The organism is Streptomyces sp. NPDC037389, from assembly GCF_040636475.1.
Taxonomy (GTDB): domain Bacteria; phylum Actinomycetota; class Actinomycetes; order Streptomycetales; family Streptomycetaceae; genus Streptomyces; species Streptomyces hesseae.
Genome location: NZ_JBEZUS010000017.1, coordinates 94,905 through 120,727, shown reverse-complemented (window position 1 = coordinate 120,727; position 25,823 = coordinate 94,905). Strand labels below are relative to the sequence as shown.

At 70.2% G+C, this 25,823-nt stretch carries 20 protein-coding genes and 1 pseudogene; 19 read left to right on the top strand and 2 right to left on the bottom strand.

Going from position 1 to position 25,823, the window contains the following annotated elements; all coding sequences use genetic code 11:
• Both AB0E98_RS29610 and AB0E98_RS29605 read left to right on the top strand, forming a co-directional pair.
• A pseudogene (locus tag AB0E98_RS29610) lies at positions 1-181 on the top strand (NAD-dependent malic enzyme); the annotation flags it as partial.
• A gap of 288 nt (positions 182-469) precedes the next feature.
• On the top strand, positions 470-751 hold the full coding sequence (locus tag AB0E98_RS29605; protein WP_071961969.1) for an HU family DNA-binding protein: 282 nt from the start codon (positions 470-472) through the stop codon (positions 749-751).
• A 251-nt stretch (positions 752-1,002) separates the two neighbouring features.
• Here AB0E98_RS29605 and murA read toward each other — a convergent pair whose 3' ends face one another.
• Positions 1,003-2,343: a UDP-N-acetylglucosamine 1-carboxyvinyltransferase gene (murA, locus tag AB0E98_RS29600; RefSeq protein WP_361708501.1), complete on the bottom strand. Its 1,341-nt coding sequence runs from the start codon at positions 2,341-2,343 to the stop codon at positions 1,003-1,005.
• A gap of 346 nt (positions 2,344-2,689) precedes the next feature.
• On the opposite strand from murA, the gene AB0E98_RS29595 reads away from it, so the two are divergent.
• The 10 genes from AB0E98_RS29595 (at position 2,690) to AB0E98_RS29550 (ending at position 14,690) form a co-directional block, all read left to right on the top strand.
• Positions 2,690-3,322: a YqgE/AlgH family protein gene (locus AB0E98_RS29595; RefSeq protein WP_361708498.1), complete on the top strand. Its 633-nt coding sequence runs from the start codon at positions 2,690-2,692 to the stop codon at positions 3,320-3,322.
• A 30-nt stretch (positions 3,323-3,352) separates the two neighbouring features.
• Positions 3,353-3,643 carry a DUF3039 domain-containing protein gene (locus tag AB0E98_RS29590; protein WP_109281359.1) on the top strand — a complete coding sequence of 97 codons (291 nt, stop codon included), beginning with the start codon at positions 3,353-3,355 and terminating at the stop codon, positions 3,641-3,643.
• 189 nt (positions 3,644-3,832) lie between these two features.
• Positions 3,833-5,134, top strand: a complete 1,302-nt coding sequence (locus tag AB0E98_RS29585) for an extracellular solute-binding protein (RefSeq protein WP_361708496.1) — start codon at positions 3,833-3,835, stop codon at positions 5,132-5,134.
• A complete protein-coding gene (locus AB0E98_RS29580) occupies positions 5,134-6,042 on the top strand; it encodes a sugar ABC transporter permease (RefSeq protein WP_361708493.1) in 909 nt (302 codons plus the stop codon). Before AB0E98_RS29585 ends, AB0E98_RS29580 begins: the two co-directional genes overlap by 1 nt.
• Positions 6,039-6,914, top strand: a complete 876-nt coding sequence (locus AB0E98_RS29575) for a carbohydrate ABC transporter permease (protein ID WP_361708492.1) — start codon at positions 6,039-6,041, stop codon at positions 6,912-6,914. The genes AB0E98_RS29580 and AB0E98_RS29575 overlap by 4 nt, the downstream gene beginning before the upstream one ends.
• 3 nt (positions 6,915-6,917) lie before the next feature.
• Positions 6,918-8,567, top strand: a complete 1,650-nt coding sequence (locus AB0E98_RS29570) for a beta-N-acetylhexosaminidase (protein WP_361708489.1) — start codon at positions 6,918-6,920, stop codon at positions 8,565-8,567.
• A 306-nt stretch (positions 8,568-8,873) separates the two neighbouring features.
• Complete coding sequence (locus tag AB0E98_RS29565; RefSeq protein WP_361708487.1) at positions 8,874-9,809, top strand: FAD binding domain-containing protein; 936 nt, start codon at positions 8,874-8,876, stop codon at positions 9,807-9,809.
• Complete coding sequence (locus tag AB0E98_RS29560; RefSeq protein WP_361708485.1) at positions 9,806-11,746, top strand: 2Fe-2S iron-sulfur cluster-binding protein; 1,941 nt, start codon at positions 9,806-9,808, stop codon at positions 11,744-11,746. Before AB0E98_RS29565 ends, AB0E98_RS29560 begins: the two co-directional genes overlap by 4 nt.
• The gene (locus AB0E98_RS29555; protein ID WP_361708483.1) at positions 11,743-14,118 is read left to right on the top strand and encodes a molybdopterin cofactor-binding domain-containing protein; all 2,376 of its coding nucleotides are present in this window, start codon (positions 11,743-11,745) and stop codon (positions 14,116-14,118) included. The genes AB0E98_RS29560 and AB0E98_RS29555 overlap by 4 nt, the downstream gene beginning before the upstream one ends.
• Before the next feature lie 113 nt (positions 14,119-14,231).
• A complete protein-coding gene (locus AB0E98_RS29550) occupies positions 14,232-14,690 on the top strand; it encodes a hypothetical protein (protein WP_361708480.1) in 459 nt (152 codons plus the stop codon).
• A gap of 322 nt (positions 14,691-15,012) precedes the next feature.
• Here the strand turns inward: AB0E98_RS29550 and AB0E98_RS29545 are convergent, their stop codons facing one another.
• Positions 15,013-15,135: a hypothetical protein gene (locus AB0E98_RS29545; protein ID WP_361708478.1), complete on the bottom strand. Its 123-nt coding sequence runs from the start codon at positions 15,133-15,135 to the stop codon at positions 15,013-15,015.
• Positions 15,136-16,326: 1,191 nt separating this feature from the next.
• On the opposite strand from AB0E98_RS29545, the gene mycP reads away from it, so the two are divergent.
• From mycP to AB0E98_RS29510, 7 genes are all read left to right on the top strand, one after another.
• Complete coding sequence (gene mycP, locus AB0E98_RS29540) at positions 16,327-17,556, top strand: type VII secretion-associated serine protease mycosin (protein WP_361708476.1); 1,230 nt, start codon at positions 16,327-16,329, stop codon at positions 17,554-17,556.
• Positions 17,557-17,694: 138 nt separating this feature from the next.
• Positions 17,695-18,018, top strand: coding sequence for a type VII secretion target (locus tag AB0E98_RS29535; RefSeq protein ID WP_361708474.1), 324 nt, complete (start codon positions 17,695-17,697; stop codon positions 18,016-18,018).
• A gap of 4 nt (positions 18,019-18,022) precedes the next feature.
• A complete protein-coding gene (locus AB0E98_RS29530) occupies positions 18,023-19,330 on the top strand; it encodes an amidase domain-containing protein (RefSeq protein WP_361708472.1) in 1,308 nt (435 codons plus the stop codon).
• Positions 19,330-19,767, top strand: coding sequence for a hypothetical protein (locus tag AB0E98_RS29525; RefSeq protein ID WP_361708470.1), 438 nt, complete (start codon positions 19,330-19,332; stop codon positions 19,765-19,767). Before AB0E98_RS29530 ends, AB0E98_RS29525 begins: the two co-directional genes overlap by 1 nt.
• A 254-nt stretch (positions 19,768-20,021) precedes the next feature.
• The gene (locus tag AB0E98_RS29520; RefSeq protein ID WP_361708467.1) at positions 20,022-20,441 is read left to right on the top strand and encodes an SseB family protein; all 420 of its coding nucleotides are present in this window, start codon (positions 20,022-20,024) and stop codon (positions 20,439-20,441) included.
• Positions 20,438-21,037: a hypothetical protein gene (locus AB0E98_RS29515; RefSeq protein WP_361708464.1), complete on the top strand. Its 600-nt coding sequence runs from the start codon at positions 20,438-20,440 to the stop codon at positions 21,035-21,037. Before AB0E98_RS29520 ends, AB0E98_RS29515 begins: the two co-directional genes overlap by 4 nt.
• A complete protein-coding gene (locus tag AB0E98_RS29510) occupies positions 21,037-25,818 on the top strand; it encodes a putative T7SS-secreted protein (RefSeq protein WP_361708462.1) in 4,782 nt (1,593 codons plus the stop codon). Before AB0E98_RS29515 ends, AB0E98_RS29510 begins: the two co-directional genes overlap by 1 nt.
• The last annotated feature ends 5 nt before the right edge of the window (positions 25,819-25,823 follow it).

Below are 25,823 nucleotides of genomic sequence, written 5' to 3'. Positions count from 1 at the left end.
CACCGACATGATGCTCGCCGCCGCCCGCGCCCTCGCCGACGTCGTCGCCGAAGACGAACTCAACGCCAACTACATCATCCCCAGCGTCTTCAACGACAAGGTCGCCGGGGCCGTCGCGGGTGCCGTCCGGGACGCCGCCAAGGCCGCCGGGGCCGCTGTGACAGGCACCACGACGGCCTGACGCACGGCGCGTCGAGTGGCGCGACGCCGCTGGGCCCCCCATAAGGTGTCGGGCAGACATCCGGCCGCAGAAATGCGGCCACATCCGAGGCTGTGGCAGCTGGCCGTGGCGCTTTCCGTGTGACTCTCCAGGGTGCCGGATTGGCTTTCCCGCCACTGGTGGGGGCAGGATGCGTAACCGGGCGCGAGGGTCTGGCAAACGGACCCGGGTCCGGGGACTGTCCGAGGGCCCTGGCAGCATCGGCTTCGATCTCACGCCTCATTGGCAAGAAGAACACGGGAGTACAACATGAACCGCAGTGAGCTGGTGGCCGCTCTGGCCGACCGCGCCGAGGTGACCCGCAAGGACGCCGACGCCGTTCTGGCCGCGCTCGCCGAGACCGTCGGCGAGATCGTCGCCAAGGGCGACGAGAAGGTCACCATCCCCGGCTTCCTGACCTTCGAGCGCACCCACCGTGCCGCTCGGACCGCGCGCAACCCGCAGACGGGCGAGCCGATCCAGATCGCTGCCGGTTACAGCGTGAAGGTCTCCGCGGGCTCCAAGCTCAAGGAAGCCGCGAAGGGCAAGTAAGCCTTCAGCTCGAAGGGCGGCCACCCCACGGGGTGGCCGCCCTTTTGGCGTATCCGGGGAGCCTGCCCCGCCGCGTTGCCACGTAAACGGCCTGTGTACGGCCCGTAAAGCCCCTAACGCCTCGTCAGGGCGCCCGAGGCCCACCCCCGGCCGTTCCGGCGCCCTGACGGCCCGGCAGGCGAGTCTTGCCCGTAAACGCCGGACGGGGCCGACCGTGTGGTCGGCCCCGTCGGGGGAAAGCGAAGGTGTCGTCAGGCGGCGGAGCCGCCGGGGAGCTCCACGTTCGCGCCCAGATCCTTCAGCTTCTGCATGAAGTTCTCGTAGCCACGGTTGATCAGGTCGATGCCGTGCACCCGGGACGTGCCCTCCGCGGCCAGCGCCGCGATCAGGTACGAGAAGCCGCCGCGGAGGTCGGGCACGACCATGTCGGCGCCCTGGAGCTTCGTCGGGCCGGAGACGACGGCCGAGTGGAGGAAGTTGCGCTGGCCGAAGCGGCAGGCGGAGCCGCCCAGGCACTCGCGGTAGAGCTGGATGTGCGCGCCCATCTGGTTGAGCGCGGAGGTGAAGCCCAGGCGGGACTCGTAGACCGTCTCGTGGACGATCGACAGACCGCTCGCCTGCGTCAGGGCCACGACCAGCGGCTGCTGCCAGTCCGTCTGGAAGCCGGGGTGGACGTCCGTCTCCAGCGCTATGGCGTTGAGCGAGCCGCCCGGGTGCCAGAAGCGGATGCCCTCGTCGTCGATCTCGAAGGCGCCGCCGACCTTGCGGTAGGTGTTGAGGAAGGTCATCATCGACCGCTGCTGGGCGCCGCGGACGTAGATGTTGCCCTTGGTGGCCAGCGCCGCGGATGCCCAGGAGGCCGCCTCCAGGCGGTCGGACAGCGCGCGGTGGTTGTAGCCGCCGAGCTTGTCGACACCGGTGATGCGGATCGTCCGGTCGGTGTCCATGGCGATGATCGCGCCCATCTTCTGCAAGACGCAGATGAGGTCCTCGATCTCCGGCTCCACGGCCGCGTTGGACAGCTCCGTGACGCCCTCCGCCAGGACGGCGGTGAGCAGGACCTGCTCGGTGGCGCCGACCGACGGGTAGGGCAGGCGGATCTTGCAGCCGCGCAGCCGCTGCGGGGCCTCCAGGTACTGGCCGCCCTCGCGCTTCTCGATCGTCGCGCCGAACTGGCGCAGCACCTCGAAGTGGAAGTCGATCGGCCGGCCGCCGATGTCACAGCCGCCCAGGCCCGGGATGAAGGCGTGGCCGAGGCGGTGCAGCAGCGGGCCGCAGAGCAGGATCGGGATGCGCGAGGAGCCGGCGTGCGCGTCGATGTCCGCGACGTTGGCGCTCTCCACGTACGTCGGGTCGAGGACCAGCTCGCCGGGCTCGTCGCCGGGGCGGACGGTCACACCGTGCAGCTGGAGCAGACCGCGCACGACGCGGACGTCACGGATGTCGGGCACGTTGCGCAGTCGGCTGGGACCGTGCCCGAGCAGGGCGGCGACCATGGCCTTGGGCACGAGGTTCTTCGCACCGCGGACACGGATCTCGCCCTCGAGCGGGGTACCGCCGTGGACAAGCAGGACATCGTCAGGGCCGGTCATGGATCTCGCGTTCCTGGAGTTGGGCAGGGGGCAAGAAGAAAGGGTAATGCGACCGGGGGGCCGTTCTGGTGCGCTGAGGGCCCGGAAAGCACGTCATGGGTTTGTCACAACACTCTGTGTTTATGGAATGGTCGCTACCGGTTATCACCGGGGCGCCGCGGGGCCGTCCCGCGACAGCCCCGAGGGCCCGGCGTCACGCCCCAGGCGGCCTTTTCGGCGCTTTCCGTGGCCGCCGGGTCGCTTTCGGTCACTTGCGCGGGCGCTGCTCTCGTACGCCCCCTGCCCGCCCCGGGCAGGGGCACTCGTCCACTCCCCTCAAAGGGCCGAAATGCGGGATCATGTGCCCATGACCGAGGTGTCCTCGCTCACAGGGCGACTGCTTGTCGCGACACCCGCGCTGTCCGACCCCAATTTCGACCGCGCGGTGGTGCTGCTGCTCGATCACGACGAGGACGGCTCCCTCGGTGTGGTCCTGAACCGCCCGACCCCGGTCGGCGTCGGCGACGTCCTGGAGCCCTGGGCCGCGCTGGCCGGGGAGCCCGGAGTGGTCTTCCAGGGTGGCCCGGTCTCCCTGGACTCGGCGCTGGGCGTGGCGGTGGTGCCGGGAGAGGCCCGGGAGCACGACGGTCCGTCCCCGGCCGGGGACGGCGCCGCTACGGCCCCGCTGCCGTCGGCCGCCATGGGGGACCCCGTCGGCTGGCGCAGGGTGCACGGGGCGATCGGCCTGGTCGACCTGGAGGCCCCGCCCGAGCTGCTGGCCAGGGCCCTGGGCTCGCTGCGCATCTTCGCCGGGTACTCCGGCTGGGGGCCCGGGCAGCTGGAGAAGGAGCTGGCCGAGGGCGCCTGGTACGTGGTGGAGTCGGAGCCCGGCGACGTGTCGTCCCCGGACCCCGCGCGGCTGTGGCGGGCCGTACTGCGGCGTCAGCGCAGCGAGCTGGCGATGGTCGCCACCTATCCGGACGACCCGAGCCTCAACTGACCCGCGCCGGCCCCAGTACTCTTGGAGACCATGAGCACTCTTGAGCCCGAGCGCGGGGCAGGTACCGGCACCCTCGTAGAGCCGACGCCGCAGGTGTCGCACGGCGACGGCGACCACGAGCGCTACGCCCATTACGTCCAGAAGGACAAGATCATGGAGAGCGCGCTCTCCGGCTCCCCGGTCGTCGCCCTGTGCGGCAAGGTCTGGGTGCCCGGGCGCGACCCCAAGAAGTACCCGGTCTGTCCGATGTGCAAGGAGATCTTCGACGGCATGGGTGCCGGCGGGGACGACAAGGGCGGCAAGGGCGGCGACAAGAAGTAGCCCCGCTTCTTCACCCTCGGGTTCGCCGACGGCTCCCAGGGCGCGTGATCGCGCCCTGGGAGCCGTTCGCTTTTGTCGGGTCGCTTTTGTCGGCTTGCTCTTGTCGGGGCGCCGTCACCCGCTTAGCCTCCTCTCAGTTGTGCGCTGCGAAACGTCCATTGCGTATGTTGCAACGCTCCGGAGGGCCGTATGGCGTGGCGAACGCTCGTCCTGGTCGTGGTGGGGGCGGTGCTGTGCGCCGCCGGCGCCTGCGCGCCCCGTACGTCGGTCGGCGGCCCGGGCGGGGACCGCGCGACCGGCACACTGCGGGTCTGGCTCTTCCGCGAGGTCGACAACGGGCCCAAGGCGGCGGTCGTCGACGAGGCCGTCGCCGCCTTCGGGAAGACCCACCGCGGGGTGCGGGCCGAGGTCACCTACATCCCCGTCGAGTCCCGTGCCCAGCGGATCAAGGCCGCCTTCAACGATCCGCGGAGCGCCCCCGACGTCGTCGAGTACGGCAACACGGACACGGCCGGGTACGTCCGGGACGGCGGCCTGGCAGATCTCACCGCCGACCTGGCGGCCTGGGACGACGCCCGCGCCCTCGACCCGGCCGCGAAGCGGTCCGTGACCGTGGACGGCAAGCTCTACGGCGCGCCGCTGTTCGTGGGCGTCCGGGCCCTCTACTACCGCACCGACGTCTTCCGGAGCTTAGGGCTCCGGCCCCCGGCCAGCCTGGACGAGCTGGCCGCGACCGCCCGCCGCGTCCACTCGGCCCGGCCCGAGCTGTACGGGCTCGCGGTGGGCGGCGCGTACACCTACGCCGCGCTGCCCTTCGTCTGGGCGCACGGCGGGGACGTCGCGAAGCGGAAGGGACGGTCGTACGAGGCCACTGTCGACGACCCCGCCGCCAGACAGGGCATCGCGGCCTACACGAGCCTGTTCGGCGACCACAACTGTCCGGCGAGCCGGTGCGCCCGGATGACCGGCAACGACACCGTCCAGGCCTTCGCGTCCGGCAAGGCGGCCATGGCCGTCGCCGGTGACTTCAGCCATCAGGCCATGGAGAACGGCAAGGTCAAGGGCGCGTACGCGGTCGTACCGCTGCCCGGCACCCAGGAGGGGCGGATCGCCCCGGCCTTCGCGGGCGGGAACAACCTGGGGGTGCTCAGAAGCAGCTCCCATCGCACCCTCGCCGTGGACCTGCTGAAGACCCTGGCCGGCAAGCGCACCCAGGCCCGGCTCTTCGACGCGATGGGTTTCCTGCCGGCCTTCTCCGACGTCCGGGCGGAGGCGGCACGGAAGCGGCCCTTCGTCGAACCGTTCGTACGGACGCTGGCGGCGGGCGCGCGGACCGTACCCGTGACCCCGGCCTGGGCCGCCATCGACGCCGGGCAGGTGCTGCCGACCCTGCTCCAGGAGGTCGTGAGCGGACGCGGGGACGTGGCCGGGGCGACGGCCGGGGCGGCGCGGAAGATGAACGACGCCTTCCGGAAGAACGGACTCCGGTGATGAGGGGGACGGACCCGCGCGCACGCGGCATCCCATGGCTGTACCTCGCCCCGGCACTCGTCGTCCTCGGCGGATTACTGATCTACCCCGTCTATGAACTGGGCCTGATCTCCTTCCTCGAATACACCCAGGCGCAGGTCAGCGGGGGAGAACCCACGAGCTTCCAGGGTCTGGACAACTACCGCGCGCTGTTCGCCGACGGTCAGTTCCGCCAGGTCCTCCTGACGACCGTCGTCTTCGCGGCCGCCTGTGTCGTCGCCACCCTGGCCGTCGGCTGCGCGCTCGCGGTGTTGCTGACGCGGATCCGGGCCCTGCCCCGGCTGGCGCTGACGCTCGCCGCGCTGGGGGCCTGGGCCACGCCCGCGATCACGGGTTCCACCGTGTGGGTCTTCCTGTTCGACCCCGACTTCGGCCTGGTCGACAAGGCGCTCTCCCGGCTCGGGCTGAGCGGATTCGACGGCTACGCCTGGACCTACGACCGGTACAGCGCCTTCGCGCTCGTCCTGCTGGAGGTCGTCTGGTGCTCGTTCCCCTTCGTCATGGTGACCGTCTACGCGGGCATCCGGGCGATCCCGGGGGAGGTGCTGGAGGCGGCGGCGCTGGACGGGGCCTCGCAGTGGCGGACCTGGCGGGACGTCGTGGCGCCGATGCTGCGCCCGGTGCTGGTCGTCGTCACGATCCAGTCGGTCATCTGGGATTTCAAGATCTTCACGCAGATCTATGTGATGACGAACGGCGGTGGTATCGCCGGACAGAATCTGACGCTGAATGTCTACGCCTATCAGAAGGCGTTCGCCTCCTCGCAGTACGGGCTCGGTTCGGCGATCGGCGTGGTGATGCTGCTGATCCTGCTGGCGGTGACGCTCGGATACCTGCGGCTGCTGAGACGACAAGGGGAGGAGATATGAGCCGACCTCGATCCCGACCCCGATCCCGACCCCGGCACCGGCTCGTCGCGGAATCGGTGGCGCTGCTGTGCGCGGCGGTGGTGGCCTTTCCGCTCTACTGGATGGTGCTCTCGGCCTTCAAGCCGGAAGGAGAAGTGCTGTCGGAGGACGCCCGGCCGTGGACCGCGCACCCCACCCTGGACGCCTTCCGGCGGGTCTTCGGACAGCAGGACTTCGGCCGCTACCTGGCCAACAGCCTGCTGGTCGCCGTCGTCGTGGTCGTCGCCTCCGCGCTGATCGCCTTTCTGGCGGCCGTGGCGGTCACCCGATTCCGCTTCCGTTTCCGGACGACGCTGCTCGTCATGTTCCTCGTCGCGCAGATGGTGCCGGTCGAGGCCCTGACGATTCCGCTCTTCTTCCTGATGCGGGACCTGGGCGACATGACCGGGCTGCCCGGCGTCGGGCTCAATACGCTGGGCTCGCTGATCCTCCCGCACCTCGCCTTCTCCCTCCCCTTCGCGATCTGGATGCTGCGCGGCTTCGTCCGGGCGGTGCCGGAGTCGCTGGAGGAGGCGGCGTACCTCGACGGGGCGAGCCGGGCCCGTTTCCTGTGGCGGATCCTCTTTCCGCTGGTCTTCCCTGGACTGGTGGCGACGAGCGTCTTCTCCTTCATCTCGACATGGAACGACTTCCTCCTCGCCAAGTCCTTCATCATCAGCGCCACCGAGAATTCGACGCTTCCGATGGCACTGCTGGTCTTCTTCAAGGACGAGGGCAACGACTGGGGCGGCATCATGGCGGCGTCGACCGTGATGACGATTCCGGTGCTCGTCTTCTTCGTACTCGTACAGCGCGGGCTCGTGTCGGGCCTCGGCGGAGCGGTGAAGGACTGAACCATGGACGATCTCGATCTCGATCTCGGTCTGATCCCGGCCCCGGTGTCCGTCCGCGAGGTGCCGCCCCCGGGCCGGTACGTCCTCGACGAGGAGACGCTCGTCGAGGCGCGCCCCGGCACCGAGGGCGTCGCGCGCTGGCTGCGCGCGACCGTGGGCGCGGCGACGGGGCTGCCGCTGGCCCCTGGCGACGACGATGACAACCGCATCGTGCTCGCCGTCGATCCGGCGCTCGGGCGGCGCCTCGGCCCCGAGGGCTACCGCGTCGTGGTGGACGGCTACGCCGTACGCGTCGACGGGGGCAGCGGCGCCGGTGTCTTCTGGGGCGCCCAGACCCTCCGTCAGCTGCTGGGCCCGGAGGCCTTCCGTCGCGCGCCGGTGACCACGCGCCGGGAGTGGACGCTGCCCCGCGCCGTCATCGAGGACACCCCGCGATTCGCCTGGCGCGGCGTCCTCCTCGACGTCGCCCGGCACTTCCTCCCCAAGGACGGCGTCCTCCGCTACCTCGACCTGCTCGCCGCCCACAAGCTCAACGTCCTCCACCTTCACCTGACGGACGACCAGGGCTGGCGCGTGGAGATCGAGCGCTACCCCGAGCTGACCCGGACCGGCGCCTGGCGCGCCCGCACCAAACTCGGCCACAGGGCCTCACCGCTGTGGGACGAACGCCCGCACGGCGGCTATTACACGAAGGACGATATGCGCGAGATCGTCGCGTACGCCGCCGAGCGGCACATCACCGTCGTCCCCGAGATCGACCTGCCCGGCCACTCGCAGGCCGCCATCGCCGCGTACCCCGAGCTGGGCAACACCGACGTCATCGACACCACCGCCCTCTCCGTCTGGGACACCTGGGGAGTCAGTCCGAACGTACTCGCCCCCACTGACAACACCCTCGCCTTCTACGAGAACGTCCTCACCGAGGTGCTCGACGTCTTCCCCTCCCCCTTCGTCCACATCGGCGGCGACGAGTGCCCCAAGGACCAGTGGAAGGCGTCCCCGGCGGCGCGGGCACGGATGGCGGCGGAGGGACTGGCGGACGAGGACGAGCTCCAGAGCTGGTTCATCCGGCACTTCGACCGCTGGCTCGCGGAACGCGGGCGACGGCTGGTGGGATGGGACGAAATTCTGGAAGGAGGCCTGGCCTCCGGTGCCACCGTCTCGTCCTGGCGCGGATACGCGGGCGGCATCGCCGCCGCCCGGGCGGGCCATGACGTCGTGATGTGTCCCGAACAGCAGGTCTACCTCGACCACCGCCAGGCGCCCGGCGCCGACGAGCCCGTCCCCATCGGCTACGTCCGCACCCTGGAGGACGTCTACCGCTTCGACCCGGTGCCGGCGGAGCTGACGGAGGCCGAGGCCGCCCGCGTCCTCGGCGCCCAGGCCAACCTCTGGACCGAGGTGATGGAGGACCAGCGGCGCCTCGACTACCAGGCGTTCCCCCGCCTGGCGGCCTTCGCCGAGACAGTGTGGTCCCCGCTGCCCGCCCCCGCCGCCCGCGACCACGCCGCCTTCGAACGCCGTATGGCCGCCCACTACGCCCGGCTCGACGCCCTCGGCGTCGACTACCGCCCGCCCGGCGGGCCGCACCCCTGGCAGCGCCGGCCCGGTGTGCTCGGACGCCCGATCGAGGGCGCGCCCCCGATCGTGTGAGCCGCCCCGGAAGCTGACGAACCGTGCGGCGGCCCCTGGCACGGTGGTCCTCCACACACTGCCGTAAGTCGTACAAGGGCCGCACAAGAGTCAGCAAGCACCGCAATACGCTGGCAAAGCGCCCACAGTGGTGAGAGTCTCCCAACCCGGACTTTCCCCCTGGGCGGGTACGCGACCACGGCTTGCGGACCCTCGCGACAGCGGAACCGGAAGATGTGCCAAAGTTTCCACGTCCGGGCCGACAGCACGTACCGTACGGCGAGGGCCCGACGGAACAGCCGGGACCACCGGGAAGGGGCACCTGGGTTGACCACGCACGCACCGCAGGCGGCGCACACGGTGACGTTGCCGGGCTCGCTGGACGAGGCCGTGGCGGCGCTGGCCGCCATGCCCACGGCCGTGCCCGTCGCCGGCGGCACCGATCTCATGGCGGCCGTCAACTCCGGGCTGCTGCGCCCCGCGGGACTCGTCGGCCTCGGCCGCATCAGCGAGATCCGGGGCTGGCAGTACCAGGACGGCGCCGCCCTGCTCGGCGCGGGCCTCACCCACGCCCGCATGGGCCGCCCCGACTTCGCCGCCCTCATGCCGGCGCTCGCCGCCGCCGCGCGCGCCGCCGGGCCGCCCCAGATCCGCAACGCCGGCACCCTCGGCGGCAACATCGCCTCCGCCCAGCCGACCGGCGACACCCTGCCCGTGCTGGCCGCCCTCGAGGCCTCGCTCGTCATCGCCGGTCCCGGCGGCACGCGCCGCGAGATCCCCATCGGCCGCCTGCTGGCCGGGCTCGACATGCTGCGCCCCGGCGAGCTGATCGGCTACGTGCGCGTACCGCTGCTGCACGCCCCCCAGACCTTCCTCAAGGCCACCGGCCGCACGGGCCCCGGCCGCGCCATCGCCTCCGTCGCCGTGGTCCTCGACCCGGCGCGGCGCGGCGTGCGCTGCGCGGTGGGCGCGGTGGCGCCGATGCCGCTGCGGCCCTTCGACGCCGAACGCTGGGTGTCCTCGATCGTCGACTGGGACGGCGAGCGCACGCTCGCGCCGGACGCCCTCGCCGCCTTCGGCGACTACGTCGCGGCAGCGTGCATCCCCGATCCGGTCCCCGTGCCGAACCCGTTGTCCCCCCATGACCCTCATGCCCCGCATGACGGAGCCGAGCCCCCCGGTACCCTGCCGCCGGCCGTGCTGCATCTCCGTCGTACGGTGGCGACCCTGGCCCGCCGAGCACTGGGGAGGGCACTCGCGTGAGTGACGACCAGCAGCGACACACCCATGCCCCCGCGCCCGGCGCGGGCGGCTGGCAGCCGATCCCGCAGGGGGCGGGCCTGGAGGCGGACGGCACGACCTTCCTCCAGCTCCCGCCCGAGCTCCTGGCCCAGACCGGCCCCGGGACCGGCGCGGGATGGAACCCCCTGGCGGCGCCCGGCACGGGCTACGCGCCCCCGGTCGTGGACTCCTGGCAGCAGACGCAGCACCAGGCCCAGCATCAGGCCCAGCATCAGGCCCCGCACCCGACTCGGCACCCGGCCCCGCACCAGCAGCCGGAGCCCGCGCCCGCGCCCGTTCAGCAGCACGTGCCGCAGGTGCCGGCGCAGCAGCCCTGGGACCCGTACGAGCAGCGTGCCGCCGGCTCCTACGACCACCAGCCCGTGGCCGCGTCGTACGACCAGCACGTGCCGGACGCGCATCCGCTGGTACCTGAGCAGCACGTTCCGGATCAGCACATGCCGGATCAGCACGTTCCGGGCGCGGACGACGGCGGTGCCGCCGATCCGCACGCCACCGCGCAGTGGCAGGTGACCTTCGCGGCGGACGACACCGGGAGCGTCGCGGCTGTCGCCGAGGCCGCAGGCCCGGAGCCGGTGAACCACCCGGAGCCGGTGAACCACCCGGAGCCGGTGAACCACCCGGAGCCGCTGGACCACCCGGAGCCGCTGGACCACCCGGGGCCCGGGGCCACGGGGCAGTGGTCGGTCCCGGCCGCAGGGGACGACTCGGTGGAGGAGTCGGGGGAGTACGCGCTGCGCGATTCCGCCGCGCGGCAGTGGTCCGTACCGGCAGCGCGTGACGCGTCCGCCGGGTACGGAACGGGAGTTGCCGACGTCGACGTCGACTTCGACGACCGTGCGGTCACCGATGCGGGCGATAATCCGACCGGCGAGTGGACGGCTGAGGCCGAGCCCGCCGTGACCGTTGAGGCGAGTGAGACGGCCGAGGTCGAAGCCGAAGCCGAGGTGGAGGAGACCATCTCCGCCGAAAGCCCGCACGACGCCGAGGCGCGGCCGGCACAGGAACCCGAAGCGGACCGGACCGACGGCCGCGACCAGGCAGAGGCGGAGGCAGAGGCCGAAGCCCAGGGGCAGGACGACATCCCGGCTCCCGACCCGCAGCCGTACGCCCTCAACGAGCACCCCTGCGCCTCGTACGTCCTGCGCGTCAACGGCACCGACCGTCCCGTGACGGACGCGTGGATCGGCGAGTCCCTGCTGTACGTCCTGCGCGAGCGCCTCGGCCTCGCGGGTGCCAAGGACGGCTGCTCGCAGGGGGAGTGCGGCGCGTGCTCCGTCCAGGTGGACGGCCGGCTGGTCGCGTCCTGCCTCGTGCCGGCGGCGACGAGCGCGGGCGCGGAGATCCGTACGGTCGAGGGCCTCGCGGCGCACGGACAGCCGTCCGACGTCCAGCGGGCGCTCGCCCAGTGCGGCGCCGTGCAGTGCGGCTTCTGCGTACCCGGTCTCGCGATGACCGTGCACGACCTGCTCGAGGGCAACCACGCCCCGACCGAGCTGGAGACCCGGCAGGCCATCTGCGGCAACCTCTGCCGCTGCTCCGGCTACCGGGGGGTGCTCGAAGCGGTGCGCCAGGTCGTCGACGAGCGCGCCGAGACGGCCGCCCTGGAAGAGGCGGCGGAGGCGGACCCGGCGACGCACGAGGAGCAGGCCCGGATCGAGGCCCAGGCCCTTCAGGCTCCGGAGACGATGGGCATCCCGCACCAGCAGCCCGGCCCGTACGGCGACGGCGCGTACGCCCAAGGCCCCTACGGGGCAGGCGCGTACGACGACGGTTCGTACGACACGGGCTCCTACGGTGGCGGAGCCGGCGGCCCCTACGGTGACGGCGCCCCCTACGGCGACGGCCCGTACGGGGACGGCGGCACCGGCAGTGGCTTTGGAAAGGCAACGGCATGACGGGAATGGGCGGGATGACCGGTACGGGCGGAATGGCGGGCGGCACGGGCGCGGGCGACATCCCGGCGTCCGTCATCACCGCCGCCGTCGTACCGCCCGCCACCCCCGAGGAGCCCCTCTTCGGCATCGGCGTCTCCCTGCCCTCCACCGACGCGACCGCCAAGGCCCAGGGCACGTTCCCCTACGCGGCGGACCTGTGGGCCGAGGGCCTGCTGTGGGCCGCCGTGCTGCGCTCGCCGCACCCCCACGCCCGCATCGTCTCCGTCGACACCTCGGCCGCCGCGACGATGCCGGGCGTCCGGGCCGTCGTCACCCACGCCGACGTGCCGGGCGAGACCATGTACGGCCGGGGCGTCGCCGACCGGCCGGTCTTCGCCTCCGACCTGGTCCGGCACCACGGCGAGCCGATCGCCGCCGTCGCCGCCGACCACCCGGACACGGCCCGGCTCGCCGCCGCGGCCATCGTGGTGGAGTACGAGCCGCTCGACCCGGTCACCGACCCCGAGCAGGCGTTCGCCGCCGAGCCGCTGCACCCCGACGGCAATCTGGTCCGCCACATCCCGCTGCGCTTCGGCGACCCGGAAGCGGTCGGCGAGGTCGTGGTCGAGGGCCTGTACCGGATCGGCCGCCAGGACCCCGCCCCCATCGGCGCCGAGGCCGCGCTGGCCGTGCCGCGCCCCGACGGCGGCGTCGAGATCTACACCGCCTCCACCGACCCCCACGCCGACCGCGACCTCGTCGCCGCCTGCCTCGGCCTGGAGCACGACCGCGTCAAGGTCGTCGTCACGGGCGTCCCCGGCGCCATGGGCGACCGCGAGGACCCGGGCGTCCAGCTCGCCCTGGGACTGCTCGCCCTGCGCACGGGCCACCCGGTCAAACTGGTGGCGACGCGCGAGGAGTCCTTCCTCAGCCACCCCCACCGCCACCCCACCCTGCTGCGCTACCGCCACCACGCGGACGCCGAGGGCAAGCTGGTCAAGGTCGAGGCCCAGGTCCTGATGGACGGCGGCGCCTACGCCGACTCCTCCTCGGACGCGCTGGCGGCGGCCGTGGCCTTCGCCTGCGGCCCGTACGTCGTCCCGCACGCCTTCGTCGAGGGCTGGGTCGTCCGCACCAACAACCCGCCCTCCGGGCACGTCCGCGGCGAGGGCGCCATGCAGGTGTGCGCCGCGTACGAGGGCCAGATGGACAAGCTCGCGGCGCAGCTCGGCCTGGACCCGGCGGAACTGCGCATGCGCAACGTGATGGCCACGGGCGACGTCCTGCCCACCGGCCAGACCGTCACCTGCCCGGCCCCCGTCGCCGAACTCCTGCGCGCCGTCCGCGACTACCCGCTGCCGGGCTTGCCGAAGGACGACCCCGACGGCTCCGAGGACGACTGGCTCCTGCCCGGCGGCCCCGACGGCGCGGGCGAACCGGGCGCGGTGCGTCGCGGCGTCGGCTACGGCGTGGGCATGGTCCACATGCTGGGCGCGGAGGGCGCCGACGAGGTGTCCACGGCCACGGTGAAGGTCTCCGGCTCGGTGGCCACGGTCATCTGCGCCGCCGTGGAGACCGGCCAGGGCTTCGCCACGCTGGCGCGGCAGATCGTCCAGGACGTCCTGGGCATCGAGGAGGTCCACGTCGCCCCGGTCGACACCGACCAGCCGCCCTGCGGCCCGGCCGCGCACGGCCGCCACACCTGGGTCTCGGGCGGCGCGGTGGAACGCGCGGCACGCATGGTCCGCACCCAGCTGCTCCAGCCGCTCGCCCACCAGTTCGGCATGTCGACGGAGCTGCTGACCATCGCCGACGGCAAGATCACGTCGTACGACGGCGTCCTGAGCACGACGGTGGCCGAGGCCCTCGACGGCAAGGAACTCTGGGCCACCGCCCAGTGCCGCCCCCACCCGACGGAACCCCTGGACGAATCCGGCCAGGGCGACGCCTTCGTCGGCATGGCCTTCTGCGCGGTACGGGCCGTGGTGGACGTGGACGTCGAGCTGGGCTCGGTCCGCGTGGTCGAGCTGGCCTTGGCCCAGGACGTGGGCCGCGTCCTGAACCCGGCCCAGGCGAGGGCCCGCCTTGAGGCAGGCGCCATCCAGGGCATGGGCGCCGCGCTGACGGAGAACCTCCGCACCAGCGCCGGCCAGGTCCGCCGCCCCGACCTGATGTCGTACGCCCTCTCGACGGCACTGGACGCGCCGGACATCCACATCGTCAAACTCGTCGAGGAACGCGACGTCGTGGCCCCCTTCGGCGCGAAGGCGATCAGCGCGGCCCCGGTCGTCACCTCCCCGGCGGCAGTGGCCGGCGCGGTCCGCGCGGCCACGGGCCGCCCGGTCAACCGCCTCCCGATCAGGCCCCAGACGGCGGCGGCGGTCAACGGCTGAGTACATGTACTCAGGTGAGTGTCGGTGCCTGTCAGTAGTCTTAAGGCTCTTGTGTTCCATGCACATTGAACTGATGGAACTGACGGGGATGACACGAGGGTGGGGCGGGGACCGTGGGTGCGGGCGACGGGGCGATGCGGGCAGGGCTGGAGTCGCTGGAGTCCTTCAAGGGCAGGGTCGATGAACTCCTGACCTATCTCCAGGGTTCGGCGGCCGCTCCGCACCATATGGCGGACAACCACTTGGTGCCCGCGCAGCTGGGCGTGGGCTTCGCGGAGGTCGACTCCCTCTACAGCTCGTACAACGAGGTCCACGCGCAACTGAAGGCGCTGTCCCAGCTCCTGAACGACCAGATCGAGGCCCTGGGCACGGCGGTCCACGCGGCCAAGATCGGCTACGCGAACGTCGACGCGGACCTCCGCGACCGCATGTGGGCGATCCAGGCCCGGACGAGAGAGCTCTACGTACCGGCCCACGACCCGAACCCCAACCCGGCCCCGGGCGCCACACCCGCACCCGCGCCCGCGCCCGCGCCCCGCCCGCAGGGCGGCAGCGACGAAGGACGGATCTGATGACGACGCCGATGAACCTGACGCCTTCGACCTGCTCCCCCTCGACCCCGTCCCCTTTGATCCGGCATCCCAGTAGCGGCCTGTTCACGACATCGGACTTCGAGTCGATGTCGCACGAGCAACTGCGCGCCATGATCGAACAGGCGGACCCGGCGGGTACCCAGAACCTGGGCGTCAAGCTGATGGTCGCGGCCGTCGCCATCAAAAAGCTCGGCGAGGACCTCAAGGCCGACATGCCCAAGGTCGACTGGGAGGGCCAGGGCGGCGACGCCTTCCGCGAATGGGGCGCCGACATGGCCAACGCGACCCTCCGCCTGGGCGACTACAGCCACCGCACGGGCTCGTGGATGATCGAGGCGGCGCAGACCCTGTCCTTGGTCAAGTCGTCGATGCCGGAGGTCTCGGCGGACTCGAAAACCGTCCTGGCCGCGTTCCGAAGCGCCAACCCGACACAGGTGGGCGCCGTCGCACCGCCCCCGCTCTCGGGCCAGGGCAGCGGCTTGCCGGGTGCTGCTCCTTCCGGGCCTTCGCAGGCCCAGGCCTACGCGGCCCAACGACAACTGGACGCGGACCGCGCGGAGGCGGCCCAGCTGATGCGGAAGCTGGCACAGTCGTATTCGTGGTCGGCACATCAGATGTCGACGGCGGAGCGGCCTACGTTTCGGCCGATGCCGAGGAAAATGCTCCCCAATGAGGGACGGCGTCCTGATGTCGAGTACATTGCGCGGCCAGGTGGCAGTCGGCAAGGATCCCTAGGCGCAGCGAACGGCCCTGTGGCCAGCGTGGCAGCGAGCTCGGCGCCCCAAGCCACTCGGGAGAATCGCTACGACGCGTCCTTGCCTCGTATAAGTAGCCGAGGGATGGACGCCCCTGTGCTTCTTGAGCGCCATGGCGCAGTCCTACCCGAACGGGACAGCGCGGGTACTGCCATTGATGGTGCCGCCCTGCTCCCGACAACCCCTCCCACCACGCCCACAGGCCATGAAGGCGGGCATCTTCGGGGTCAGAATGCTGGCGCCTCGCCATCCATGCCGATTGCCCCGCCACCTATGACCACCCCTCTGGGGCCAACCGGTAGTGGCCGTGTCTCTCCGTCCACGCGCCCGGCCATGCCCATGGGGCAAGGAGTGGACGTAGCGCGACCTGGTATGGCAGTACCCCGTGTCGCTGAACCTGGCGTTGTAGGCGGGCGACCTACCTCTCCCGGCCAGGAGCGTCCGGCTGGCCAAGTACCGCGCGGCACGGTCATTGGCACGGAAGGTCAAGGACGGTTGCCGCTTGGCGCCGGACCCGCTCTTGGCGGTCCAAGTGGGGCGGTCGGTGGTAGGCCAGGTATGGCGACCGGGCGACGCTTGGCCACCGAGCCTGGAGGGATCGTCGGCGGGTCCCGTGCTCAGGCTCCCAGTGCAGGCAGGGAATTCACACCAGGTGGAAGCGGCTTGGTCCGCGGCCGCGCATCGGTAGGCGGTAGTACGGCGGCACAAGGCGGCTTGTCAGGGCATGGTCTCTATGGACCCAACAGCGCAGGAGGAGGCAACACGTCACGGCAGCGGGGCGGGCGGCGCCCCGACTACCTGGTCGAAGATGAAGAAACCTGGTCGCAGGATAATCGACGTGTTGTCCCGCCGGTCATCGAATGAACTACTCAAGAGGCGAGGGGGCGGACATGTGTTCCGGTGAAGGTTCCAGGAACGGTAGGCGCAGGATCGTTGTTTGCTCCGCCGTCGTCCTCTCCACTTTCTATGCCCCTCAACTGGCGTATGCCGAAACGGCCCGTTCGCAGCAGTGGTATCTGGATGCTATGCGAGCCGAAGAAATGTGGCAGAAGGGCACGGGAGCTGGCGTAACCGTGGCGGTTATCGACAGTGGGGTGGATGCGGAGTTGCCGGACCTGCAAGGCCAGGTCCTCCTTGGCAAGGACTTCACAGGACTTGAAGGCGATGCTCACTCGGATTATGACGGCCACGGAACGGGGATGGCTGTCCTCATCGCGGGCAATGGAGGGGCAGGAACCTTTGGCCTTGCGCCTGGAGTAAGAATCCTCCCTCTGCGTGTCGACAATGGCAAGGTGCCTGACCTGAAGGTGCTGCCCGGTGCTGCCATGGCGTCAGCGATCCGGTATGCGGCCGACTCTAATGCCAAGATCATCAATATCTCGATGGGCGGGCCCTATGGGGACGACGAGCAAGCACAAGCGGTGAAATACGCCGTCTCCAAGGGGAAACTGGTCTTCGCCGCCGCAGGTAACACCGGAAACAAGGGCAACCTGCCCGAATACCCTGCCGCGTACCCGGGCGTGGTGGGCGTAGCCGCCGTCGATCAGGACATCAAGGCGACCGCAGAGTCGCAGCACGGCCCCCAGGTCGACCTCGCCGCCCCAGGCGACAACATTGTCGCCACCTGCAAGGGCGGCACCGGCCTCTGCCGAAGCCACGGCACCAGCGACGCCACCGCCCTAACCTCCGCCTCCGCCGCCCTCCTCTGGTCCGCCCACCCCGACTGGACCGCCAACCAGGTCCTCCGCGTCCTCATCAACACCGCCGGCGGCCCCAAGACCGGTGAGAAGCGCAGCGACTCCATCGGCTACGGCGTGGTCCGCCCCCGGATCGCCCTCCAGAGCCCCGGCGATCCCGGCCCCGCCGACGTCAGCCCCCTCCCCGAGCTCGCGGCAGCGAAGTCCCCGGTCGCCGGCACCGCGAGCAGCGGCGAGGACGCAGCGCACCGGCAAGCAGCCGAGCCCAAGAAGGACGGCAGCAGCCTGCTCTCCCAGCGCAACGTACTGGCCGTGGGCGTCGCCGCAGCGGTAATCCTCGCCTCCGGCGCATCCGTCCTGCTCAAACGCCGCCGCAGGACGCAGCCCAAGTAGACGGTCCTGGTTCCAGGTGCCCAACCACCCGCTCGGTCAGGCAGACAACAGGGCCACCACAATCGGGCCCCAACCCGTCTGAGCTGCTGCCATTTCTCGACGCCGACTAGGCTGCTCGCGTCTCCCAGGGGGAAGTCGATGGACATAAATATCAAGACGGACTACGTGCGGCAGGGAGCCGGCGGGGCTCATGCGGCGGTCGACACCGCGCTGGACAACCTCCGCCGATCTCTCGATTCAAGCGACACGGCCGCCGACGGCCACCACGGCTGGACCTCCGCCGCAGCCCTGAAGCAATGCGCCACCGCCTGGGAGAATCACATGGTCGACCTGGCCAAGCAGATGACCACCCTGGCGGAGAACCTCCATGGTTCGGCCAACGCCTACGACACCACCGACCTTCAGGCGAAGGACGGCTTCTCCCGTCTCCAGCACGGGCTCTCGGAATTCGGGAGGAACTGAACCGGTGGTCTCGTATCACGACCTGTACAGCTGCCGCGTCGACCAATGGAAGAAGGCGGCCGACGACTGGGTCGCGCTCTCCCGGCGTTCCGAGTCCGCCGCCGAGGACATCCGGGCGCAGGGCAAGAAGCCGCTCGACGAGCACTGGGCAGACGCCACAGGCAGGAAGGCGGGCAAGCGCCTGGAGGACATCGCCAACCGTCTGGAGGCCGGTGGCGACATCACCAAGGGCGTGGCCATGGTGCTGGACGGCCTGGCCTACTCCATGGAATGGGCCCAGCGCACACTGTTCCACGCGACCGAGCTCGCGAACGAGTACGGGCTCCGCATCCAGGACGGCCGTGCCGTCGGCGCCTATACCGGCGCCGCCCCCACGGGCCCCAACGTTCCACAGGACGTGCGCGACGCCTACGCGAAGGAGTCGGCGCACATATCCGAGATCGACGGCCTGATAGAAGAATCGTTGCGCCAGGCCGCACAGGCCGACGAGAAAGCGTCCGCCGAGCTGGCCAAGCTGGCGAAGACCGTCGACGTGGCCAACACCAGCAAGGCACACAACGAGCTCGAGGTCGACGCCTCCAACGTCGAATTCGACATCCTCAGGGGGAGCATTCCGGTCGGCAAGGACCCCCACCTCGTCCGCGCCTGGTGGGACGGGCTGAAGCCGGACCAGCAGAAGGCATTGATGCGGGCCGACCCCGTGACCCTTCATGACCTCGGTGGCCTGCCAGAGGATGCTTATGAGGAGCTCCGGGGACGCGATGGCAAGATCGACCGGGTCGAGATGGTGCGGTACGCGCTGGACCACTGGAACAAGAAGGACGACCTGGACTACGGAGAGGACCAGGGCAACTGCACTAATTTCGTTTCGTCGGCTCTGGAAGCTGGCGGTATGGAGGAAAAGCTCGACTCCTGGTGGGGTCTCCACGGGGACAACACGTGGGGCCGAGAGAAGGACGGCTCCGGGTTCGACTGGGTGGACAAGAAGCTCTTCCACTCCGATTCATGGGCACGAGCCGAAGGCCTGCAAAACTTCCTGCTGCACAACGGCGGCGAGGAGATCCCCAGGTCGGAAGCGCGCCCCGGTGACGTCATCTTCTACGAGCAGGTGGCTTCGGGTACTAAGACGGCCCAGGGGGAGACCCACCACGCCGCCGTGGTCACCTCAGTCACACCTGATGGCGACATCAAACTGGCCCAGCACACCAGCTCGTTTCAGAACGTGAGCCTTGACAGTCGGCTGCATGTTGCCGACAGGAACAACGGGGAACAGCGCATCCGCATTGTCCGACCGAAACCGAATTGGTACTGATGGCCACTCCCCCCGCTTCCGATACGTTCGAGGCCACCCCGCAGAAGCACCCGATCACGCCCGGCATGGCGATTGGGGCGCTGCTGGTGCCCGTCATGACCGTTGCCGGCGTTGTCAGTTCCTTGCAGGCACAGGATATCGAGAATGACTGGTCCTGGCGGCAACAGCGCGCATGCCGGCACATGCCCTTTCCCGTGACGGAATACGCCGCCGCATGGCTGGGCGTGGCCCTTGGAGTGGTAGCCGTGGTCGCCTGCGTGATGGTGGGTAAACGGATCCACCGTCGGGACAATGTCCCGCTCTGGCGGCGGTGGCCGGGGCTCGTGGCCTTCGTCTGCGTATGGCCCAATCTCCTGGCGATACCGATGGAGCTGATCATGCTGTACGAGGCGTACTCCGCCGCAGGGTCGGGCGTGTTGCTGGGCGATTGCGGATAGCGCCCCAGCAGTCTTCATGGTGAGCACAGGCCGCGAGGCTGGGGGCCTGATCGCCCGCATGTGGCACAGGGAAATCGCCGTTGGGCAGCCACCGTTGCCTGGCTAGGCTGAGCCCTTACGTTCCGAAACCGTCCCCTCCTCCCCGAGGCCATCCGATGACCCATGCCCCGCTCCCCGCCCCAGGGACCGAGTCACAGACGCCCTCCGCACCCGCCTCCGCCGATTCCAGCCGACTCGCCAAAGAAATCGCCGCGATGTACGACGAGGCGGTACATCCGGCCGCCCTCGTCGGCGAGTTCCGCCGCACCGCCGTGCTCGTGCCGCTCGACCAGAGCGGCGGGCTCTGGTCCGTGGGGATGCACGGCATCCGCTGGATCTGCGGCTTCACGGACATGGCCGCGCTCGCACGGTTCGCCGTGGCGCGGGGAATCGCCGAGGACGAGGAATGGGAGTACCGCTCCGTACTCGGCGCGCGCCTCCTCGACGTGGTCGTCCCGGCCATCGGTGCCCCCGCCGGAGTCGCCCTGGACATCGCCGGCGAACGCCCCGTCATGTTCCCGCCCGTACATGGCATCGTGCCGGATGATGTGGCGCTGGATGCGCCGAAGAATCGTTTCTCCGTCGAGCCTGACGGATCTAGCGGACCTGACGAGAGGGAGGCGGCAGCACCATGAGCAGCGGAGGTGGGGGCGGAGGCGCCGGCGGCATACAGGCGAGCCAAGCGGCGCTCGACAACGTCGCCAAGGGCATCAACGCGGCGATCGGCGAGCTCAAGGACATCGGCACCGCGGGCGGAGCCTCCGTGGGCCGGGGCTTCGACGACCTCGCGCTCTCCGGGATGGAGCTCGGGCACGGCGGTCTGACCGCCTCGCTCAAGGGCTTCTGCGAGCGCTGGGACTGGGGCGTACGCGCGCTCATCCAGGACGCCGACCAGTTCGCGGAGCGCGTGGGGCTCGCGGCCGGTTACTACCACGAGCGCGACCGGTACATAGCGGACACCTTCAAGGTCGTCGCCAACGCAGCCATGGGAAATCCGCATCTGACCGAGGATCAGGTGAAGGAAAAGTCAGTCAGTGAGGTGCTGTCCGACAACGCGTTCACTCAGACCCGCGACGCCGACTACAGCCTCGGTTCCTTCGCCAAGGCCGGCGAGGGCGCCAAGGACGCCTGGTCGAAGACCGGCAAGGACCTCATGGACAGCGCCAAGACCGGCGGGCCGGGCCCGCTCGGCGTGGCGGTCCGGACGGTCAGCAAGATCGAGGACTACTGATGAACGCGTTCGACAGTCTTGGCGAGTGGGGCGAGAAGAAACTCGGCCAGGCCGAGAAGGCGGCCGGTAAGGCCATCCACAAGGGCGCCGAGATCGCCGCCGAGGGCCTGGACAAGGTCGGCCTGCACGGCGCGGCCCGCAAGGTCGATCACGCTGGTGAGGCGATCGCCTCCAGCCTCGGCGCCGAGGTCGGCGAGCACCAGCTGGGCCAGTCCGAGAATCCGAAGGATCTCGTCCACGGCGAGCCCAAGCGGATCGAGGCCACGGCAAAGCACCTGCGCAGCCTCCACTCCTCCTTCAACGCCACTCACTCCGCCCTCCAGCAGGTCCGTGCCACCGACTGGAAGGGCGAGGGCGCCGACGCCTTCACCACGAAGTTCGTCGAGCAGCCGAAGAAGTGGGCCGAGGCCGCCGACGCCTTCGAGGCGGCGGCCGGCGTCCTCGACTCGTACGCCCACACCGTCACCTGGGCGCAGAACCAGGCCAAGGAGGCGATCCGGCTCTGGAAGAGGGGCCAGGAAACCAACAAGAAGGCCTTCGACGACTACAAAGCCAAGGTCCACGCCTATAACGCGAAAATCGACAACCGCCAGGAGCCCGGCCCCAAGCCCGTCGACCCCGGAAACCCCGGCGACGCGGACATGAAGGAGGCTCAGCGCCTCCTCTCCGAGGCCCGCAAGCAGCGCAACACGGCCGCCGCCGAGGCCCAGACGAAGATCGCGTCGGCCGTCTCGCACGCCCCGGAGAAGCCCAGCTTCACCAACCGCATGAAGGCCAACGCCCTCGACCTCAAGGACGGCGGGGCGATGGAGCTCATGCACTTCGAGGGCGGTGTCCTCCGGTCCGGTACGGACGCGATGAAGCTCGCCCGCGGCCTCAACCCCCTCGACATCTACAACGTCACCCACCCCGCCGACTACCTGAGCACCGTCTCCAACACCGCCGCCGGCATGCTCTCCCTCGCCTCCCACCCCGAGCGCCTGCCCGCCACTCTGGTCGGCGAGGGCTGGGGCAAGGACCCCTACGAGTCCGGCGGCCGTTTCCTCGGCAACGTAGGGCTGGCCGTCGCCACGGGCGGCGGCAGCGCGGGCGCCGCGGCGGCCGAACGTACGGCGATCGCGGCGGCCGAGCGGGGCGCGGCGAGTGCGGCGGAGCGCGCGGGAGCGGCAGGCGCCGAGAGCGCGGGCGCGCGGGCGGGTTCGCGCGCCGGGCAGGAAGCGGCCGAGAGCGCCGAGCAGAACGCGGCGCGGACGCACGTCAACGACAACCCGCAGGAACCTGCGCGGCCGAAGAATGCCGTCGAGTCCGGGGAGACCGACCCCGTCGACCTCGCCACGGGCAAGATGTTCCTGCCGCAGACCGATGTACTGCTGCCGGGAGCGCTGCCGCTGTCGTTCGTCCGCCATGTGCGATCCGGCTACCAGGTAGGCCGCTGGCTGGGCCCGTCCTGGGCGAGCACGGCGGATCAGCGTCTGGAGATCGACTCCGAGGGCGTCGTCTTCGTCTGCGAGGACGGCATGCTGCTGTCCTATCCCCACCCCGTGCCCGGCGTTCCGACGCTCCCGACCCACGGCCCGCGCCGGCCGCTGAGCCGCACGGACGACGGCGGGTACGCCATCACCGATCCGATCAGCGGACGGACGTCGTACTTCGCTCCGTACGACGACGGGCTCGCGCTGCTGGAGCAGATATCCGACCGCAACGGTCACTGGATCACCTTCGAGTACGAGGCCGACGGCACCCCGACCGCGATCGCGCACAGCGCGGGTCAGCGCATCGCCGTCACCACGGAGTCCGGCCGTATCACCGCCCTCCATCTCGTAGGCGCCGCCGCCGACGGATCGAACGCGGAAATGATCCGCTACGGCTACACCGACGGCGACCTCACCGACATCGTCAACTCATCCGGCAAGCCCTTGCGCTTCGGATACGACGAGCGGGGCCGCGTCACCTCCTGGACCGACCGGAACGGCAGTCACTACAGCTACACCTACGACGACCAGGACCGCTGCGTCTTCGAGGGTGGCGCCGCGGGCCATATGCGGGTCGGCATCGAATACGGCGAGCCCGACCCGGAATCCGGTCTGCGGACGACGACGCTGACCAACGCGCTCGGCCACACCTGGCACCACGTCTTCAACGACGCGCTTCAGCCCGTCGCCCAGACCGATCCGCTCGGCGCCACCACCCTCATGCGGTGGGACCGCCGGAACCATCTGCTGTCCCGCACCGACCCCCTGGGCCGAACGACCGAGTACCGCTACGACGTCGACGGGCGGCTCACCACCGTCGTCCGTCCGGACGGACGCGAGGCCACGGCCACGTACAACGCACTCGGGCTCCCGGAAACGGTCACGGCCTTCGACGGCTCCGCCTGGCACCACACCTACGACGGCTCGGGCAACCGCACCTCGGCCACGGACCCGGCCGGCGCGGTCACCCAATACACCTACGACGAAGCCGGCCATCCGGCGTCCGTCACCGACGCGCTGGGCAACACCTCGCGCGTGCGGTGCGACGCGTCCGGACTGGTGACGGAGGTCGTCGATCCGCTCGACGGAGTGACCAGCTATCGCCGCGACGGCTTCGGCCGCGTGACGGCCGTCATCGATCCGCTCGGTGCGATGACGCGTATGCAGTGGTCCGTGGAGGGTCGGCTCCTCCGTCGCGTCGACCCGGACGGCGCCGAGCAGTCGTGGACGTATGACGGGGAGGGCAACAGCACCGCGCACACGGACGCGTTGGGCAACGTCACCACGTACGAGTACACGCACTTCGACAAGCTCGCCGCGCAGACCGGCCCGGACGGCGTCCGCTACGAGTTCACGCACGACCCGCTGCTTCAGCTGACCCGGGTCACGAATCCGCAGGGACTGGAGTGGTCGTACTCCTACGACCCGGCGGGCCGACTGACCGTCGAGACCGACTTCGACGGCCGGACCCTGACGTACGCGCACGACCCGGCGGGCCGGCTCACGTCCCGGACGAACGCGCTGGGGCAGACCATCGCTTACGACCACGATGTTCTCGGTCGGGTGGTGGCGAAGGACGCGGATGGTGTTGTCACGACGTACGCGCATGACGCGGCGGGACGGCTGCTGGAGGCGGTCGGCCCCGACGCGACGCTGACGTACAGCCGCGACCGGCTGGGCCGCGTCAAGTCCGAGACGATGAACGGCCGGACGCTGACCTTCGCCTACGACCTGCTGGGCCGGCGGACGCGTCGGGTCACGCCGGGCGGGGCCGTCAGCACGTGGGCGTACGACGCGGCCGGGCGGCGTACGTCGCTGACGGCGTCGGGCCATGTCTTCGACATCGAGCACGACGCAGCGGGCCGCGAGATCGCACGGCACTTCGGCGAGGGCGTCACGCTGACGCACGAGTGGGACGCGGCGGGCCGCCTGACGTCCCAGACGCTGGCAGGGACCGAAGAACATCTGCGCCGGAATTACACCTACCGTCGGGACGGCCACCTGACGGCCGTCGACGACCGTACCTTCGAACTGGACACGGTCGGCCGGGTCACGACCGTCACGGCCCCCGGCTGGCAGGAACGGTACGCCTACGACGACGCCGGCAACCAGACGGATGCCGCATGGCCGTCCGACCACCCGGGCACGGACGCCCAGGGCCCGCGTACGTACACGGGTACGCGCATCACCCGCGCGGGCGGCATCCGCTACGAGCACGACGAACAGGGGCGCGTCGTCCTGCGTCAGAAGGTCCGGCTGTCGCGGAAGCCGGACACCTGGCGGTACGAGTGGGACGCGGAGGACCGCCTGCGGTCGGTGATCACACCGGACGGGGCGCGGTGGCGCTACCTGTACGACCCGCTGGGCCGCCGCATAGCGAAGCAGCGCCTCGACGAGTCGGGCGGCGTGCTGGAACAGGCCGACTTCACCTGGGACGGCCCGACACTCACCGAACAGACGACGGTCTCGTCCGATCTCCCGAACCCGGTCACGCTGACCTGGGACCACGACGGCCTCCGCCCGGTCGCCCAGACGGAGCGCATCTCGGCGGCGGACGCCTCACAGGCCGAGATCGACAGCCGCTTCTTCGCGATCGTCACCGACCTGGTCGGCACACCGAGCGAGTTGGTGGACGAATCGGGCGACATTGCCTGGCGCACGCGCACCACCCTCTGGGGCACGACGACCTGGGCCTCGGACAGCACGGCGTATACGCCGTTGCGATTCCCGGGTCAGTACTACGACCCGGAGACGGGCCTCCACTACAACTTCCACCGCTACTACGACCCGGAGACGGCGCGCTACGCGTCGGCGGATCCTTTGGGACTGGCGGCGGCGCCCAATCCGGTGGCCTATGTACGCAATCCGCTGACAGGGACCGACTCTCTTGGACTGGCGCCTGAATGTGGCCAAAACGCACCCCAGAGGGGTCCGTTTGACATGCGCGGCCCCAATCCTGACCATCCACCCAATCAGGGTGCTGTCGAAATAATGAACAATATACCCTTGGGCGGAAATCTCGACTGCTCCGAGATAGCCGAATGGATTTTGAAGGACTCCGGAGGGGAGGGGAAGATTATAAACTTCACCAGTCACTCGGACCCGGTGATCAGAGTCCCTGAATCCGGTGGAGCGATCATCGAAGAATATCGGTACCATGACGTTTACACGGATGGTCGATACGTATATGATCCCGCCTTCGGTGAGAGCCCTGTTCCGCTGGGTGACTATAAAAGGGCGTTGCGGCTCATAAATCCAGGGAAAAAAATATTGACGAACGAAGGAGGTTACAGTGGCCCCCTTTGGTGATGCTG

What these genes read in the sequence shown, in the direction of transcription:
- AB0E98_RS29510 (WP_361708462.1), top strand. Translation starts at nt 21,037, where the DNA reads ATGAACGCGTTCGACAGTCTTGGCGAGTGGGGCGAGAAGAAACTCGGC.
- AB0E98_RS29535 (WP_361708474.1), top strand. Translation starts at nt 17,695, where the DNA reads ATGGACATAAATATCAAGACGGACTACGTGCGGCAGGGAGCCGGCGGG.
- AB0E98_RS29575 (WP_361708492.1), top strand. Translation starts at nt 6,039, where the DNA reads ATGAGCCGACCTCGATCCCGACCCCGATCCCGACCCCGGCACCGGCTC.
- AB0E98_RS29570 (WP_361708489.1), top strand. Translation starts at nt 6,918, where the DNA reads ATGGACGATCTCGATCTCGATCTCGGTCTGATCCCGGCCCCGGTGTCC.
- AB0E98_RS29585 (WP_361708496.1), top strand. Translation starts at nt 3,833, where the DNA reads ATGGCGTGGCGAACGCTCGTCCTGGTCGTGGTGGGGGCGGTGCTGTGC.
- mycP (WP_361708476.1), top strand. Translation starts at nt 16,327, where the DNA reads ATGAACTACTCAAGAGGCGAGGGGGCGGACATGTGTTCCGGTGAAGGT.
- AB0E98_RS29605 (WP_071961969.1), top strand. Translation starts at nt 470, where the DNA reads ATGAACCGCAGTGAGCTGGTGGCCGCTCTGGCCGACCGCGCCGAGGTG.
- AB0E98_RS29590 (WP_109281359.1), top strand. Translation starts at nt 3,353, where the DNA reads ATGAGCACTCTTGAGCCCGAGCGCGGGGCAGGTACCGGCACCCTCGTA.
- murA (WP_361708501.1), bottom strand. Translation starts at nt 2,343, where the DNA reads ATGACCGGCCCTGACGATGTCCTGCTTGTCCACGGCGGTACCCCGCTC.
- AB0E98_RS29520 (WP_361708467.1), top strand. Translation starts at nt 20,022, where the DNA reads ATGTACGACGAGGCGGTACATCCGGCCGCCCTCGTCGGCGAGTTCCGC.
- AB0E98_RS29580 (WP_361708493.1), top strand. Translation starts at nt 5,134, where the DNA reads ATGAGGGGGACGGACCCGCGCGCACGCGGCATCCCATGGCTGTACCTC.
- AB0E98_RS29555 (WP_361708483.1), top strand. Translation starts at nt 11,743, where the DNA reads ATGACGGGAATGGGCGGGATGACCGGTACGGGCGGAATGGCGGGCGGC.
- AB0E98_RS29525 (WP_361708470.1), top strand. Translation starts at nt 19,330, where the DNA reads ATGGCCACTCCCCCCGCTTCCGATACGTTCGAGGCCACCCCGCAGAAG.
- AB0E98_RS29595 (WP_361708498.1), top strand. Translation starts at nt 2,690, where the DNA reads ATGACCGAGGTGTCCTCGCTCACAGGGCGACTGCTTGTCGCGACACCC.
- AB0E98_RS29515 (WP_361708464.1), top strand. Translation starts at nt 20,438, where the DNA reads ATGAGCAGCGGAGGTGGGGGCGGAGGCGCCGGCGGCATACAGGCGAGC.